Origin of the sequence: Nakamurella deserti, assembly GCF_003260015.1 — a bacterium.
GTDB lineage: Bacteria > Actinomycetota > Actinomycetes > Mycobacteriales > Nakamurellaceae > Nakamurella > Nakamurella deserti.
Genome location: NZ_QCXS01000002.1, coordinates 1,688,978 through 1,702,997 on the forward strand (window position 1 = coordinate 1,688,978; position 14,020 = coordinate 1,702,997).

The 14,020-nt window shown below is 71.7% G+C and carries 16 protein-coding genes; 10 read left to right on the forward strand and 6 right to left on the reverse strand.

Annotated features, from left to right (window positions below; all coding sequences use genetic code 11):
• Positions 1–107 precede the first annotated feature (107 nt).
• Positions 108–824: an ANTAR domain-containing protein gene (locus DB033_RS07710; protein WP_111766171.1), complete on the forward strand. Its 717-nt coding sequence runs from the start codon at positions 108–110 to the stop codon at positions 822–824.
• 123 nt (positions 825–947) lie between these two features.
• Here the strand turns inward: DB033_RS07710 and DB033_RS07715 are convergent, their stop codons facing one another.
• The 4 genes from DB033_RS07715 to DB033_RS07730 form a co-directional block, all read right to left on the reverse strand.
• On the reverse strand, positions 948–1,514 hold the full coding sequence (locus DB033_RS07715) for a TIGR03086 family metal-binding protein (RefSeq protein WP_111766172.1): 567 nt from the start codon (positions 1,512–1,514) through the stop codon (positions 948–950).
• The gene (locus DB033_RS07720; RefSeq protein ID WP_111766173.1) at positions 1,511–2,017 is read right to left on the reverse strand and encodes an SRPBCC family protein; all 507 of its coding nucleotides are present in this window, start codon (positions 2,015–2,017) and stop codon (positions 1,511–1,513) included. Before DB033_RS07720 ends, DB033_RS07715 begins: the two co-directional genes overlap by 4 nt.
• Positions 2,014–2,370 (reverse strand): ArsR/SmtB family transcription factor, encoded by a 357-nt coding sequence (locus tag DB033_RS07725; RefSeq protein ID WP_111766174.1) that lies wholly within the window; start codon positions 2,368–2,370, stop codon positions 2,014–2,016. Before DB033_RS07725 ends, DB033_RS07720 begins: the two co-directional genes overlap by 4 nt.
• 135 nt (positions 2,371–2,505) lie before the next feature.
• Entirely contained in the window at positions 2,506–2,904 is a 399-nt protein-coding gene (locus tag DB033_RS07730; RefSeq protein WP_205843711.1) for a MerR family transcriptional regulator, read from the reverse strand.
• 290 nt (positions 2,905–3,194) lie between these two features.
• On the opposite strand from DB033_RS07730, the gene DB033_RS07735 reads away from it, so the two are divergent.
• The 3 genes from DB033_RS07735 (at position 3,195) to DB033_RS07745 (ending at position 7,607) form a co-directional block, all read left to right on the forward strand.
• On the forward strand, positions 3,195–4,823 hold the full coding sequence (locus DB033_RS07735; protein ID WP_111766176.1) for a peptide chain release factor 3: 1,629 nt from the start codon (positions 3,195–3,197) through the stop codon (positions 4,821–4,823).
• A 147-nt stretch (positions 4,824–4,970) separates the two neighbouring features.
• Positions 4,971–6,482: a SulP family inorganic anion transporter gene (locus DB033_RS07740; RefSeq protein WP_170315492.1), complete on the forward strand. Its 1,512-nt coding sequence runs from the start codon at positions 4,971–4,973 to the stop codon at positions 6,480–6,482.
• Between the two features lie 276 nt (positions 6,483–6,758).
• Complete coding sequence (locus DB033_RS07745) at positions 6,759–7,607, forward strand: ANTAR domain-containing protein (protein WP_111766178.1); 849 nt, start codon at positions 6,759–6,761, stop codon at positions 7,605–7,607.
• Between the two features lie 119 nt (positions 7,608–7,726).
• On the opposite strand, the gene DB033_RS07750 is transcribed toward DB033_RS07745, so the two are convergent.
• Positions 7,727–8,479: a TetR/AcrR family transcriptional regulator gene (locus DB033_RS07750; RefSeq protein ID WP_111766179.1), complete on the reverse strand. Its 753-nt coding sequence runs from the start codon at positions 8,477–8,479 to the stop codon at positions 7,727–7,729.
• A 317-nt stretch (positions 8,480–8,796) separates the two neighbouring features.
• Between DB033_RS07750 and DB033_RS07755 the strand changes: the two genes are divergently transcribed.
• The 6 genes from DB033_RS07755 (at position 8,797) to DB033_RS07780 (ending at position 12,842) form a co-directional block, all read left to right on the forward strand.
• Positions 8,797–9,570, forward strand: a complete 774-nt coding sequence (locus tag DB033_RS07755) for a mechanosensitive ion channel family protein (protein WP_205843712.1) — start codon at positions 8,797–8,799, stop codon at positions 9,568–9,570.
• 118 nt (positions 9,571–9,688) lie between these two features.
• Positions 9,689–10,558 (forward strand): DUF2382 domain-containing protein, encoded by an 870-nt coding sequence (locus tag DB033_RS07760; RefSeq protein WP_111766181.1) that lies wholly within the window; start codon positions 9,689–9,691, stop codon positions 10,556–10,558.
• A gap of 183 nt (positions 10,559–10,741) precedes the next feature.
• Positions 10,742–11,443: a hypothetical protein gene (locus DB033_RS07765; protein WP_111766182.1), complete on the forward strand. Its 702-nt coding sequence runs from the start codon at positions 10,742–10,744 to the stop codon at positions 11,441–11,443.
• Between the two features lie 147 nt (positions 11,444–11,590).
• The gene (locus DB033_RS07770) at positions 11,591–12,151 is read left to right on the forward strand and encodes a hypothetical protein (RefSeq protein WP_111766183.1); all 561 of its coding nucleotides are present in this window, start codon (positions 11,591–11,593) and stop codon (positions 12,149–12,151) included.
• Positions 12,148–12,618: a DUF2382 domain-containing protein gene (locus tag DB033_RS07775; protein ID WP_111766184.1), complete on the forward strand. Its 471-nt coding sequence runs from the start codon at positions 12,148–12,150 to the stop codon at positions 12,616–12,618. Before DB033_RS07770 ends, DB033_RS07775 begins: the two co-directional genes overlap by 4 nt.
• Positions 12,615–12,842 carry a hypothetical protein gene (locus tag DB033_RS07780; RefSeq protein ID WP_111766185.1) on the forward strand — a complete coding sequence of 76 codons (228 nt, stop codon included), beginning with the start codon at positions 12,615–12,617 and terminating at the stop codon, positions 12,840–12,842. Before DB033_RS07775 ends, DB033_RS07780 begins: the two co-directional genes overlap by 4 nt.
• 154 nt (positions 12,843–12,996) lie before the next feature.
• On the opposite strand, the gene DB033_RS07785 is transcribed toward DB033_RS07780, so the two are convergent.
• Positions 12,997–13,932 carry a phosphatase PAP2 family protein gene (locus tag DB033_RS07785; RefSeq protein ID WP_111766186.1) on the reverse strand — a complete coding sequence of 312 codons (936 nt, stop codon included), beginning with the start codon at positions 13,930–13,932 and terminating at the stop codon, positions 12,997–12,999.
• Between the last annotated feature and the right edge of the window lie 88 nt (positions 13,933–14,020).

Sequence of the window (14,020 nt, forward strand, 5' to 3'; positions counted from 1 at the left end):
CAGGCACCCCGGCCGGACGACACCCGCGCCGCCGCCGCTCCACGGCGCCCGGTACGCCCGGCCCCGGTGCCGCCCGGACCCCACCACGACCTCCGGAAAGGCCTCCGATGACCGCGATCCCGCGTTTCCTGTCGTCCCTGCAACACCTGCGGTCGGTGGTCGACGACGGGCCGTGGTCGATGACGACCCGGGCGGCGATCGCCGTCGTCGAGGCCTTCGCCGGCGTGGACGGTGCGGTGATCTGCCTCGCCGACGACCTCGGGATGCGGACACCGGTCGGGGTCAGCGACGGTGAGGCTCTCCTGGCGGAACAACTGGAGTACACCGTGGGGGCCGGTCCGGGCCTGGATGCGTGCCGCCGCCGGCGGCAGGTGGTCGCCGGAGCGGACCTGGCCCGCCGCTGGCCGGTGTTCCACGACGCGTTGCGGTGCGGGACCGGGTACCGCGCGGTCCGGGCGCTGCCGCTGGGCGGCGGGATCGGCACGCCGCCCCGGGGGGTGCTGTTGCTGTGGTACCGGACCGCCGCCGCTGCCGACCGGGGTGCCCGGTCCCCGCACCAGGACCTGACCCGGCTCGCGTCGTTGATCGGGGAACTGCTGACGGTGACCGCTGCGCTCCCCCGCATCCCGGCCCGCGGAGCCGGTCCCGCCGAGCGGCGGTCCGCGGTGGCCCAGGCGGTGGGCATGGTGATGGCCGCCCACCACCTGGCGATGCCCGACGCACTGGCCGTCCTCCGCGGATACGCCTACGCCCGTTCCGCTCTCGTCGACGACACCGCCGTCGACGTGGTCCACCGGCGGGTGCCGCTGCAGCTGCTGGCCTGAACGGCCGTTGCGCCTGCCGCGCACCTCCACGCGCCGATCGGCGGTCGCCTCCGGGTGCGGTGACCGCGCCCGGCCGGCGGCCCCGCGGCCGCGGCCCGCCGGAACGGCGTCCGGCGGCGGGCGTCACCGCCCCGACAACGGATCCCTGCCGATGAAGGCCAGCAGCCGGGTCTGCACGTCGGCCGTGTCCGGCACCGGGACCCGCGGTCCGTACTGTCCCGATGACCGCAGCAACTCCTCGATCGGGGTCATGCCGGCGAGCAGCACGGCGCAGGTGTCCTCGTCGAGGCGCTCGTCCTGCCCGGTGGCCCGGGCCAGGTCCCAGGTGTGCAGGAAGACGTCGGTGGTGTAGAACCGGTCGACCGCCTCGGGAAGCGGCATCTCCCCCACCATCGGATGACGGAAGACCACCGCGGCCGCGTCGGTGTCGAGGATCCGCTGCACCGCGTCGGCGTGGACCTGCCAGGCCCGGACCGGATCCTGCGCCACCGACGGACCCCGGTCCAGTTCGAGGCCGGTCCCGGTGGACAGGAAGCCCGGGAACCAGCCCACCAGATGGCCGACGACGTCCCGGGCCCGCCATCCGGGCACCGGGGCCGGGGTGTCCCAGTCGACGGCTCCCCGCACGCGGTCGGTGAAACCGGCGGCGACCACCCGATGGCGCTCGGCCGGCTCGGCAGGGAGGCTCATGCCCCGACTCCCGCGGTGCCGGAAGCGGTCCCGTCGCCGGCGAGCAGCCGGTCGAGCGAGGCGTAACCCTGCTCGACGCCGGTCTCCATGCCGCTGCGGAGCCATCCGTCGCGCGCCTCGAAGCTGTCGCAGACTGACTGCACGTGCAGCCGCGTGCGGCCGTCGCCCAGGTCCTCGAAGGTCAACGTCTCCAGGGACACACCGTCGGGGTCGCCCTCCCAGGTGAAGGTCTGCACGATGCGGTCCGGTCGCACCTCGTGGAAGCAGCCGTGGAACCCGAACTCCCGGCCGTCCCGGACCGAGACGTAGCGCCAGCTGCCGCCGGTACGGGCGTCCCAGTGGTCCACGGTGGTGTCCATCCCGTCCGGTCCGATCCAGCGTGCGAAGAGCTCCGCGTCGGTGTGCGCGCGGAACAGCTGATCGGGTCGGGCCGCGAAGACCCGGGTGATACGGATCAGCGGAACCTGCGGATCGGCCTGGATCTGGGTGGTCGTCGTGCTCATGCTGTCTCCTCCCGGACCGGGCCGCGCCCGGTCTGTTCGTGGTCCATCTCGGCGAGGACGGTGTCCAGCCGGCGGAAGCGGCTCTCGGCCCGCCGGCGGTAGCGCTCGATCCAGGCGGTCATCAGGTCGAGGACCTCCGCCTCCAGATGCACCGGACTGCGGTGCCCGTCGGCCCGGCTGACCAGACCGGCCTGTGACAACACCTTCAGGTGTTTGGAGATGGCCTGGACGCTGATCCGGTGCGGTGCCGCCAGCTCTCCCACGGTGGCGTCACCGTCGGTCAACCGGGCCAGCAGCTCCCGCCGGGTCGGGTCGGCCAGCGCCGCGAACACCTGGGACAGCTCGTCCGTCACGACACCCTCTTTCTCAACCTTGTGGTTGACGAAGGTAGACCCCGGCGCATCGCTTTGTCAACGCATCGGTTGACATTGCGGCGCGGCGCTCCGGCCGGCGGGGCACGGTCGGGGCGGTCGTCCGAGTGCTGGCGCTCAGGTGATGGCGTGCCGCCGTCGCCGCAGGTCGCCGATGAACTCCTCGGCCGCGGCGAGCTGGGACACCAGCTTGTCGCGGCGCTGCTCGGCGGCTTCCTGGAACCGCGCCAGATCGGCGGTGAGCGCGTCGATCTCGGCCGCGGAGAGCGCGTCCCGACGGCCGAGCCGGTCGGTGACCTCCAACAGCTCGCGCATCTCCTCCAACGTGAAGCCCAGTGGCTTCATCCGGCGGATCGCCAGCAGCCGGTCGACGTCGGCACCGGTGTAGAGGCGGAACCCGCCCTGGCTCCGCGCGGACGGCACCACCAGACCCGTCTGGTCGTAGTGCCGCAGCGTGTTCAGCGACAGCTGGGTCCGCTCGGCGACCTCACCGATCTGCATCTGGGCCTCCGTCACGTCCCCGCCTTCCCCGACACGCCTGCAGACCGGCTGGGAGCACCGGACCGGCGGTCGACCCGCCGGCATCGGACGCCTGCCGGAGCGCTGTCCGACGGGCAACTCTACCCTCACCCCAGGGTAGGGTGTTCGGTGATGGTCACGAGCGAAGAAGTGCGCGGTACCGCGCTGCAGATCGACGGGGTGCCGCCGCTGCCGGTTCCCCGCGTCCCGGGGATCGACTCGGCACGGTCGGTCCCACCGGCGGGAACCGGTACCCGTCCCGCCGGGTTGCGGCACGGGGCGGGGCGATGACGGGCACCGACTCCGGGAGCGGCCCGACAGAGGTGCGGACCGAGGCCGCCCGCCGGCGGACGTTCGCGGTGATCTCGCATCCCGACGCCGGCAAGTCCACCCTCACGGAGGCGCTCGCACTGCACGCCAACGTCATCGGCGAAGCCGGCGCCGTTCACGGCAAGGCGGGACGCCGGGGCGTCGTGTCGGACTGGATGGAGATGGAACGGGCGCGCGGCATCTCCATCACCTCCGCCGCCCTGCAGTTCAGCTACCGGGACCGCGTGGTCAACCTGCTCGACACTCCCGGTCACGCCGACTTCTCCGAGGACACCTACCGCGTGCTCGCCGCGGTGGACAGTGCCGTGATGCTGGTCGACGCGGCGAAGGGGCTGGAACCGCAGACCCGCAAGCTCGCCGAGGTCTGCCGACTCCGCGGCGTGCCCACCATCACCCTGATCAACAAGTGGGACCGGCCGGGGCGGGAGCCGCTCGACCTGATCGACGAGCTGACCTCCGAACTGGGGCTGCACCCGATGCCGCTGAACTGGCCCGTCGGGGTGGCCGGCGATTTCCGCGGACTGCTGGACCGCTCGACCGGAGCGTTCGTCAAACTGACCCGTACCCCCGGCGGCGCCTCGGTGGCCGAACAGCGGACGCTGGACGGCGCGGCGGCCGCCGCCGACGCGGGCGACGCCTGGTCGGTGGCCACCGACGAACACGACCTGCTGACGGCCAGTGGCATGGACTTCGACGCCGCCGCCTACCGTGCCGGCACCGCCAGTCCGGTGCTCTTCGGGGCGGCGGTGATCAACTTCGGCGTCCGGCAGCTGCTGGACACCCTGATCGATCTCGCCCCGGCTCCGGCGCCCCGCCCGGACGCCGCCGGCACCGCCCGTGCGGTCACCGAGCCGTTCTCCGGTTTCGTGTTCAAGATCCAGGCCGGCATGGACGCCCACCATCGCGACCGCGTCGCGTTCGTGCGGGTGTGCTCGGGGCGCTTCGAGCGCGGCATGGTCGTGGTCAACTCCGCCACCGGACGCCCGTTCGCCACCAAGTACGCCCAGACCATGTTCGGCCGGGAGCGCACCACCGTGGACACCGCGTACCCGGGCGACGTCGTGGGGTTGGTCAACGCCACCGCGCTGGGTGTGGGTGACACCCTGTACGCCGACCACAAGGTCACGTTCCCGGCCATGCCGCTCTTCGCGCCCGAGCACTTCGCCGTCGCCCGGGCCACCGACAGCAGCCGTTCCAAGCAGTTCCGCCGCGGCATCGACCAGCTCGCGCAGGAAGGCGCCGTGCAGGTCCTGCGCTCCGACCTCCGGGGCGATCAGGCGCCGGTCCTGGCGGCCGTGGGGCCGATGCAGTTCGACGTCGCGGCGCACCGGATGGCCCACGAGTTCAGCTCCCCCGTCACGCTGGACCACCTGCCGTACACCGTGGTGCGGGGGATCGAGCGCAGCAGCGAGGGTTTCGTCACCAGCGCCCACGGGGCCGAGGTGCTGGAACGCTCCGACGGCGCACGGCTCGCCCTGTTCACCGACCGGTTCCGGATGAACGCCATCAGACAGAAGCACCCCCAGCTCGAGCTGCACCCGCTCCCGGGGGACCATCCGGACGCCACCCGGCCGCCGGGTCGCTGACCGACGCGCGGTCGCCCCGCGGTCGCGCTCCGCAGGGCGGCGTCGCGGCTACCCCCGGTAGGCCGCCGCATCTGCGCCGCCTCCGCATTCCCTTCCCTCGTCGGCCGTCCGCCGCGCCCGCGGGGTCATCATCAGAACGGATCCGCCGTGTCCCGTCCCGCTACCGTATCCACCGCCTCCACCCGGTCGGTGCGGCGCCCGACCCGGCCGTCCTGGCTGACGCCACGGGTGCTGCGGACCGAGGTGCTCGCCGGCCTCGTCGTGGCGTTGGCCCTGATCCCCGAGGCGATCTCGTTCTCGATCATCGCCGGCGTGGACCCCCGGGTGGGACTGTTCGCGTCGTTCACGATGGCCGTCTCGATCTCCGTCCTGGGTGGCCGGCCGGCCATGATCTCGGCGGCGACCGGGGCCGTCGCACTGGTCGTGGCACCGCTGGTCCACCAGTACGGACTCCCGTACCTCATCGCCGCGGTCATCCTCGCGGGCGTCCTGCAGATCGTGCTGGGGCTGCTCGGGGTGGCGCGGCTGATGCGGTTCATCCCGCGCAGCGTGATGGTGGGTTTCGTCAACGCGCTGGCCATCCTGATCTTCCTCGCCCAGCTCCCGCAGCTCACGCACGTCCCGTGGCCGGTGTACCCGATGGTCGCCGGCGGCCTGGCGATGATCTACGGTCTCCCCCGCATCGTGAAAGCCGTTCCGGCGCCGCTGATCTCGATCGTCGTGCTGACCGTGCTGGCCGTCACCGTCCGGATCGACGTGCCCACCGTCGCCGACCAGGGCGAGCTGCCCGACAGCCTGCCGTCGTTCCTGCTCCCCGACGTGCCGTTCACCCTCGAGACGCTGCGGATCATCGCCCCGTTCGCCGTCGGGGTGGCCCTCGTCGGGCTGCTCGAGTCACTCATGACGGCCAAGCTCGTCGACGACCTCACCGACACCCGCTCGGACAAGACCCGCGAGTCGTGGGGTCAGGGCGCGGCCAACATCATCACCGGGCTCTTCGGCGGGATGGGTGGCTGCGCGATGATCGGACAGACCATGATCAACGTGAGATCCGGGGCCCGCACCCGGCTCTCCACGTTCCTGGCCGGGTTCCTGCTGCTCATCCTCGTCGTCGTGCTCGGTGACACCGTCGGGAGGATCCCGATGGCCGCCCTGGTCGCCGTGATGATCATGGTGTCGATCTCCACCTTTGACTGGCACTCGGTGGCGCCCACGACGTTGCGCCGCATGCCCCGGAGCGAGACCGCGGTGATGATCGTGACCGTCGTCGTCACCGTGTCCACCGACAACCTGTCGTACGGCGTCATCGCCGGCGTGCTGGTCGCGCTCGCGCTGTTCGCCCGTCGCGTCGCCCACCTGGTCGACCTGTCCAGCGAGCTCAGCGCCGACGGCGGCACCCGCACCTACACGGTGACCGGCGAGCTGTTCTTCGCCTCCTCCAACGACCTGTACTCCCGGTTCGACTACGACGACCCGGCGCCCCGGGTCGTCATCGACCTCACGCGCGCGCACCTGTGGGACGCCTCCACCACCGCGACGCTCGACGCCGTCACCACCAAGTTCGGCCGCCACGGCCGGACCGTCGAGATCGTCGGCATGGACGCCCACAGCGCCACCCGGCACGAGCGGCTCTCCGGGCACCTCGGCGGCGGCCACTGAGCCGATGAACGGACCGTCCGGCCGCGTCCGCCGTCACCCGTGCACCCACGAACGGCGGTCCGGTCCCGCTGCGATCACCGGACCCGGTTCGAACCGGTCGTCCGGCCGATGAGTCGCATCCGGTGAACGTGGGCATTCACCAGTGCGGGTGAACACGATGCGCCGCAGTGACCGGTGGACCGTGTGATGTGGACGCCGTGACCTCGTAGCCGGGGTGGCCCCGCCGCTCCCGTGAGTGCGGACCTGCCGCCTCCCACGATCCGAGAGACGGCCCTGATGCCCCCTTCCGAAGCGACCTGGTTCGCGCCGTTCACCAGCGCGGTCGTCGAGGCCGATGACCACCACGACTCCGCTGCCGACGTGCTGCGGGCGGCGGTGGCCGCACTTCCCGGCGTGGACGGCGCCGCGCTGTGCACCGTCCGCGCCGGCAAGCCCGTCACGCTCGCGGTGTACGGGGACAACGCCGACAACTTCACCTCCGTGCAACGGCGCAGCGGCCAGGGCCCGACCGTGTCGGCCCTGCGGGAGCGGGTCGCCGTCGGGTCGACCGACCTCGCCACCGACGTCCGGTGGCCGAAGCTGCATCAGGTGACGGCGCTGCTCCACATCCGCTCGGTGCTCTGCCGACCACTGGGCCACGCCCATCCCCGGGCGACGACCCTCAGTCTCTTCGCCGCCGCGCCCGGCGCGCTCGACGATCTCGACGCCGACCTCCTAGGCGTGGTGGTGGCCACCACCGACCTCACCCTGGCGGGGTTGGCCCAGCATGCACGGGTGCGACACCTGGAACGGGCGCTGGAGTCCAACGAGCGGATCGGCGTCGCCGTGGGCATCCTGATGAAGCTCAACGGCTACACCGAGTCGGATGCCATGAGTGCTCTGTCCGCGGCCAGCCAGGCCGAGAACCGCAAGCTCAAGGACATCGCCGCCGATGTCGTCCTGACCGGAGCGGCTCCGCGCCCACCGTCGGCGCCCGCGCACCGCCCCGACGTCCCCGGCACCGGCGCCTTCGCGGCATCCCACCGCAGCGGCGGCGGACCGCGACTCCCGGCATCAGGACATGAGGCACACGCGATGCCCGCAGCGCACCATCTGTCGTCCGCACCGGGTGCGTCGGCCCGCTGAGCCGGCAACGCCTCGCCCTGATGCAGCGGCGTCGATCGCGACACGGGGTGTCCGCCCGACCCGATCCGGGGTTCGCCCGCCGTGTCCATCGCCGCACCGCCCGCTGACGACGGCCCGCGTCAGTTCTTCCCCAGCCGCTCCAGGTGGTCGGTCAGCACCTCGAGCGATTCGGCGAAGATGTCCGCCGACCGGTCGATCGACAGCAGCGGCTGGAGATGGTTCAGCCGCGGGTACTCCTCGACCGCCGCGGGCGACGTCGGCTGGTCGAGATCGGTGTCCTCGGTCGGGCTGATGTCGACCCCCTTGTTGGACACCTCCAGAAGGAGGTTGCCCAGCAGGAAGCTGGAGAAGATCTGGTACGCGGCGACGGAGGCGGTGTCGGAGAAGCCGCACCGGTGCAGCGTCTGCAGGAACGACTCCATCCAGCGCAGGCTCCGCAACGGCGGCCGCACCCACGGCGCGGCCGGCGGCCGGGTGCAGACCAGCGGGAAGACCTCCGGGTGGGCCAGCGCGATCCGACGCACCCCGTGGGCGAGGCGGTACAGGTACTCCTGCCACTCGGTGGCGTTCATGTGCACCTCGGGATCGGCGTACAGCTCGTCGATCACCGCCTCGACCACCGCGTCCAGCAGCGCTTCGCGGCCCGCGATGTGGTGGTAGATCGCCATCGCCTCGACGCCCAGGTAGTCGCCCAGCCGTCGCATGGTCAGCGCCTTGAGGCCCTCCTCGTCGATGAGGGACACGGCACCCCCGACGATCCGGCGGCGGTCCAGGCTCTGCCGACCGGTACCCGGCCCCGCGGTGGGTATCGACGGTGTGGCAGCGGGGTGCGGTGTCGACGGTGTCGACCGGCTCGACGATCCGGCGTCCATGTGCCCACCTTCCGCGCTGGTCGATGCCCGCTCCCGCAGCCGGTGGCGCAGGTGTCCTGCCACCGTGTCTACCACCTGACCGGGACGTGCCCCCGCCCGACCACCGGTTGCCGGTCACCGCGACGGCACGGTGGGCACCGTGCCCGGCGGCTCCACACGCCGGGCCGGGTGCACCGGACACCGGCCCCGGTGGCGCCCGCTGCCGCACGTCCGCCTTAGCGCGTAAAGCCGATGTTTACGGCGGCGACTTACGAGGTAAAGCCAGAGGTGCTCGTGTCCGTCGCCCCACATTTCCCGGATCTCGGAGAATTATCATCGTGAAAGATTCACTCCTGGCCGGTCTGACCGCCGTGGTCACCTTCGTCCCGAAACTGCTCGCCTTCCTCGCGATCCTGGTCGTCGGCCTGCTGATCGTGAAGGCGATCGCCAAGGGTGTCGAAAAGGTGCTCGAGCGCGTGGGTTTCGATCGCGCCGTCGAGCGCGGTGGTATCAAGAAGGCCCTGGAGAGCAGTAAGTTCGACGCCAGCGACATCGTCGCCAAGATCGTCTACTACGCTCTCGCCCTGTTCGTGCTGCAGCTGGCCTTCGGAGTTTTCGGACCGAATCCGATCAGCGATCTGATCACCCGGATCATCGCCTTCCTGCCCGCCCTCGTGGTGGCCATCATCATCGTCGTCGTGGCCGCCGCGATCGCCGCCGCCGTGAAGACCCTCATCCAGGGCACCCTCGGGGGCCTGTCCTACGGGAAGACCCTGGCCAACGTGGCCAGCGTCTTCATCCTCTTCCTCGGCGTCGTGGCCGCGCTGAACCAGATCGGCGTGGCCACCACCGTCACCACCCCGGTGCTCATCGCCATCCTGGCCACCGTCGCCGGTGTCATCGTCGTCGGTGCCGGCGGCGGACTCATCAAGCCGATGCAGGCCCGGTGGGAGTCCTACCTGTCCACGGCCGAGCAGGAGGCTCCCAAGATCCGCAAGCACGCGGCGTCCGCGCCGAGCGCCAAGGACATCGCCGCGCGTGCCGCCGCCACGGCGCGGACCCAGGTCCGCACCCCCTCGGCGGCCGCCGACGGTTCCCACCCGTCGCGCTGACAGCGGGCCGGTCGGGTGCCTCCGGGCGTCCGACCTCCCGCCTGCACCACCACCGACCATCTGGCTCCACCAGAGCGGGCCGCCCGGCCCGCCGCACCATCACCGGAAGGAACGCACCATGATCCCCGCAGACCAGGCAGCCACCATCATGTCGCAGGGCGAGGTCGCCAGCACCAGCGGCGACACCATCGGAAAGGTCGGTCAGGTCTACGTCGACAACGCCGACGGCCACCTCACCTGGGTCACCGTCAAGACCGGCTGGTTCGGCGCCAACGAGTCCTTCGTGCCGCTGGACAACGCCACCCTGAACGGCTCCACCGTCACCGTGCCCTACGACAAGGACAAGGTGAAGAACGCTCCCCACCACGCGGTCGACGCCGAACTCTCCGTCGACGAGGAGAACGAGCTCTACTCCTACTACGGCATCGGTACCGCCGGTCAGACCGCCACCACCACCACGACGGACACCACCGATCGCACGGCGGCCGACGTCACGCCGGAGCCGCGGACGACCCGCGACGACGACGGCTACATCACCCGCTCCGAGGAGCAGCTGCACGTCGGCACCCGCCGCGTCGAGGCCGGCCGCGCCCGCCTGAAGAAGTACGTCGTCACCGAGCAGCAGACCGTCACCGTCCCGGTGTCCCACGAAGAGGTCACCCTGGTGCGCGAGCCCGTCGCGGCCGGCGACATCCGGGACGCCGTCATCGGTGAGGACGCCATCGAGGTCACCCTCACCGAGGACCGGGTCGTCGTCGACAAGGAGGCCGTCGCGGTCGAGCGCGTCTCCCTGGGCACCGAGGTCGTCACCGAGCAGCAGCAGGTCACCGAGACCGTCCGCAAGGAGCAGGTGGAGCTCGACACCACCGGCGTCGACACCACCACCGGTCACATCACCACCGGCGCCAACGGCCGTAACGACGACGACGCGAGCCTCGGCGACAAGGCCAAGGGCCTCGTCGACAAGGCCAAGGACGCCCTGAAGTAGCGGCACCCGGGTGGGTGTCCGACCGCGATCACCGCGTCCGGTCGGACACCCGCCCCGCGGCCCGACGTGCGCCGGACGATTCCGGCGCACCACCCGGGGCCGCACACCTGCCGGTCCCCACCGCAGGCGCGCCATCCCCGAGACGCCGGCACCCCGCCGGCACCGACACCACGAAGGATCACCATGACCTCCCCCCACGACGCCGGGTCCACCCCGGCCGGTTCCGCCTCCGCTCCCGGCTCGCTCTCCGGTGACGCCGACCACGACTCCACCGGCGCGCGCCCCTATCAGCAGGTGGCCGCCGACCTGGGCGTGGACCGCCACACCGTGCAGGCGCGGGAGGAGGAGCGCTTCGGCGGGATGAAGTTCGGATCGGCGTTCTTCGGCTGGCTGGCCGCCGCCGGCGTCGCCGCGATCCTGATGTCCCTGCTCGCCGCCACCGGTGTGGCACTCAGCCTGGCCAGCGACACCACCACCGACGACATCACCCAGCAGGCCTCGCAGGCCACCGGCGCCGCCCGCACGGTCGGCCTCGTCGGCGGTATCGCGCTGCTCGTCGTGCTCTTCATCGCCTACTTCTGCGGCGGCTACGTCGCCGGCCGGATGGCCCGCTTCAACGGCACCAAGCAGGGGCTGGCCGTCTGGATCTGGGGCATCATCGTCGCCGTCGTCGTCGCCATCCTGGTCGCGGTGTTCGGGTCGCAGTACAACGTGTTGTCCACCCTGAACCTCCCCCGCATCCCCCTCGACGAGGGCAGCATCACCACCGCCGGCATCATCGCCATCGTCGCCATCATCGTCGTCACCCTGGTCGCGGCGCTGCTCGGCGGCAAGGCGGGCATGCGGTTCCACCGCAAGGTCGACAAGGCCGGCCTGGGCGACTGACCACGGGATCCCCGAGCCGACCGGTCACCGGATCCGGTGGGCAAAAGGGAACCGTGGGCCGCAGGTGCAGCCCTCCACCCGGAGGGCTGCACCGTTCCGGTTCCGCCACCGTCCGACCGCCGTCGTCCGATTTCCCGGAGGCTTCCCATGTCCGACCGCAACACCCTCATCCGCAGTCTGCACGACATCGGCCTGGCCGCCTGGTTCGGTGGTTCGCTGATGGGCGCCGTCGGCCTCAACGGCGCCACCGACACCATCAGGGACCCGGAGCGCCGTAACGCGCTCGGCGCCACCGGGTGGGCCCGTTGGGCACCCGTGAGCGCCGCGGCCATCGGCGTCCACGCCATCGGCGGCGTCGGACTGACCCTGGCCAACAAGGGACGCCTGGTCGGGCAACGCGGCGTGGCCACCACGGCGATCGTCAAGACGGCGCTGACCGGCGTCGCCGCCGCCAGCACCGCCTACAGCGCCTGGCAGGGCCGGGTGCAGGCCGAGGCCGGCCTCAACCCCACGGACGGCGCCGTCAACTCCGGACCCGACACCCCCGCCGCGGGCGCCACCGCCCGTCAGCATCTCCGGATCGCCCAGTGGATCACCCCGATCACCACCGCCGCACTGATCGTGCTCGCCGCGCAGCAGGGCGAGCAGCAGCGCGCCGGCCAGGTCGTCAGTGGGATCCTGGGCCGCGCCCGGACGGCGCTGTCATGACCGCCCCCCGGCCCCGCGAGGCCGACGCCGCACCGACGGCCCCGTCCAGAGCGATGACCCTGTCGGAGGAGCGACTCGCGATCTCCACCGTGCGGGTGCCGTCCCGGCGGGTCCGCCTGGAGAAGTACGTGGTCACCGAGACCAGGACGATCACCGTCCAGGTCTCCCGGGAGGAGGTCCGCCTCGTCGACGTGGACCTGCCCGACGCCGGCCCGGTGGACGAACACGCCCCGGCAGGATCGTCCGGCGACGCCGACCGCTGGCTCACGCTGAGCGAGGAACGCGTCGTGGTCACCACCGAGACGGTGCCGGTCGAACGCGTCCGGCTCGAGGTGTCGACCGTCGTCGAGGACCGTGTGGTCACCGACGAGATCCGGCGCGAGCAGATCGCTCTCGAACGCGGAACCGAATTCGCCCGTGGCACCGGTCCCGGTGCCATCCCCACCACCACGGAGGACACCGAATGAACATCGACAAGAACACCATCCTGGACATGCTGCGCGGGAACGGCCAGCACGACGACGCTGACCGGGCCGCCACCGAGCTTCCCGACCAGGTCGACACCGATGCCGACTCCGGGCTGCTCGGCAAGTTCGGCATCAACCCCGCCGATCTGATCGCGAAGTTCACCGGCGGCGGCGGCGCGGGTGGGCAGGGCGGTATCGGCGGGCTCCTCGGCAAGATCCTCTGAATTACCGGGTGAGGCCGGGCGGACCCTTCGGGGAACGCCCGGCCTTTCGCGCGTTCCGGCCCGGGGGCATGACGTTCGTCCGGGCGAACAGCGGCGACACCGTAGCGACCACGGGACCCGGAGGCACCGTCGACACAGTGGCCGTTCGAGCCGGTCAGGGTGCGAACGGAGCGCGTCCCGTGGCGGTGGCCGGAAGTCGTCGTCGTCGCGCATCGGTGGAGCGACCCGCCCGCCACCGGACCCAGAGCCGGCAGGCGAGGACCCCGAGTGCGGCGGCCACCCAGCCGGCGACGACGTCCACCACGTAGTGCTCACCGGTGTAGACGAGCACGAAGCCCATCGCCAGCGCGTAGCCCACCAGCAACGCCCGCCGCCAGACTCCCACGAGCGGCCAGAAGAACAGCAACACCAGGGCGGCTCCGGCCGCGTGCAGCGACGGCATCGCCGCCACCGGATTCGACGCCCCCTGGCTCTGCGTCAGCAACTCCCCGACCGGAGCGAGATGCAGCTGGTCCCAGCCGATGTCGGAGATCCGGGCGACGCCGTCGACGATCCCGAGCTCGTCGGCCATCCACGGCGGCGCCATCGGGTAGACCACGTAGGTCACCGTTCCGGCGACCGTCATCACCAGCACCGCGGTGATCCACGGGCGGAACCGGTCGCGAACCCGGAACCACAGGAGAGCCGTCACCAGGGGGATCACCACGAAATGACTGACGTACACCACGGCGAGAATCGCGTCGTACCAGTGCGAACCGCCGGCGGCGTAGAGGTGCTGCTGCAACCACGCGGTCGGTAGCACCCCGAAGACGGCACGGTCGAGGGTGGCCGGCTCGGCCACGTGCAGTCCGAAGCCCAGCGCGTTGTGCCGGCCGGGGACCAGGTCGTCGCCGATCGGCAGGTTGATCAGCTGCGCCGCGGCGTAGGCGAGCAGCAGGAACCCCAGCGGCAGCCAGGCCACCAGCAACTGCGCCACCTGGGTCCGGGCCCGGCCACGGCGTGAGACGCCTGCCGCCGCAACGGTCCCGGCGTCGAACTCCGTACCGGCCACCGTCGAGGGAGCTTCCGGCGCCCGCCGGGTCGCCGTCACCGGTGGTCCCGGTCGGACACGCCGAGATCATCGACGTGACAGCTCATCCGGGTCTCGCTTCCGTCGGCGGGGTTCGCACCGCAGGGAA

What these genes read in the sequence shown, in the direction of transcription:
- DB033_RS07710 (WP_111766171.1), top strand. Translation starts at nt 108, where the DNA reads ATGACCGCGATCCCGCGTTTCCTGTCGTCCCTGCAACACCTGCGGTCG.
- DB033_RS07715 (WP_111766172.1), bottom strand. Translation starts at nt 1,514, where the DNA reads ATGAGCCTCCCTGCCGAGCCGGCCGAGCGCCATCGGGTGGTCGCCGCC.
- DB033_RS07720 (WP_111766173.1), bottom strand. Translation starts at nt 2,017, where the DNA reads ATGAGCACGACGACCACCCAGATCCAGGCCGATCCGCAGGTTCCGCTG.
- DB033_RS07735 (WP_111766176.1), top strand. Translation starts at nt 3,195, where the DNA reads ATGACGGGCACCGACTCCGGGAGCGGCCCGACAGAGGTGCGGACCGAG.
- DB033_RS07745 (WP_111766178.1), top strand. Translation starts at nt 6,759, where the DNA reads ATGCCCCCTTCCGAAGCGACCTGGTTCGCGCCGTTCACCAGCGCGGTC.
- DB033_RS07750 (WP_111766179.1), bottom strand. Translation starts at nt 8,479, where the DNA reads ATGGACGCCGGATCGTCGAGCCGGTCGACACCGTCGACACCGCACCCC.
- DB033_RS07760 (WP_111766181.1), top strand. Translation starts at nt 9,689, where the DNA reads ATGATCCCCGCAGACCAGGCAGCCACCATCATGTCGCAGGGCGAGGTC.
- DB033_RS07765 (WP_111766182.1), top strand. Translation starts at nt 10,742, where the DNA reads ATGACCTCCCCCCACGACGCCGGGTCCACCCCGGCCGGTTCCGCCTCC.
- DB033_RS07770 (WP_111766183.1), top strand. Translation starts at nt 11,591, where the DNA reads ATGTCCGACCGCAACACCCTCATCCGCAGTCTGCACGACATCGGCCTG.
- DB033_RS07775 (WP_111766184.1), top strand. Translation starts at nt 12,148, where the DNA reads ATGACCGCCCCCCGGCCCCGCGAGGCCGACGCCGCACCGACGGCCCCG.
- DB033_RS07780 (WP_111766185.1), top strand. Translation starts at nt 12,615, where the DNA reads ATGAACATCGACAAGAACACCATCCTGGACATGCTGCGCGGGAACGGC.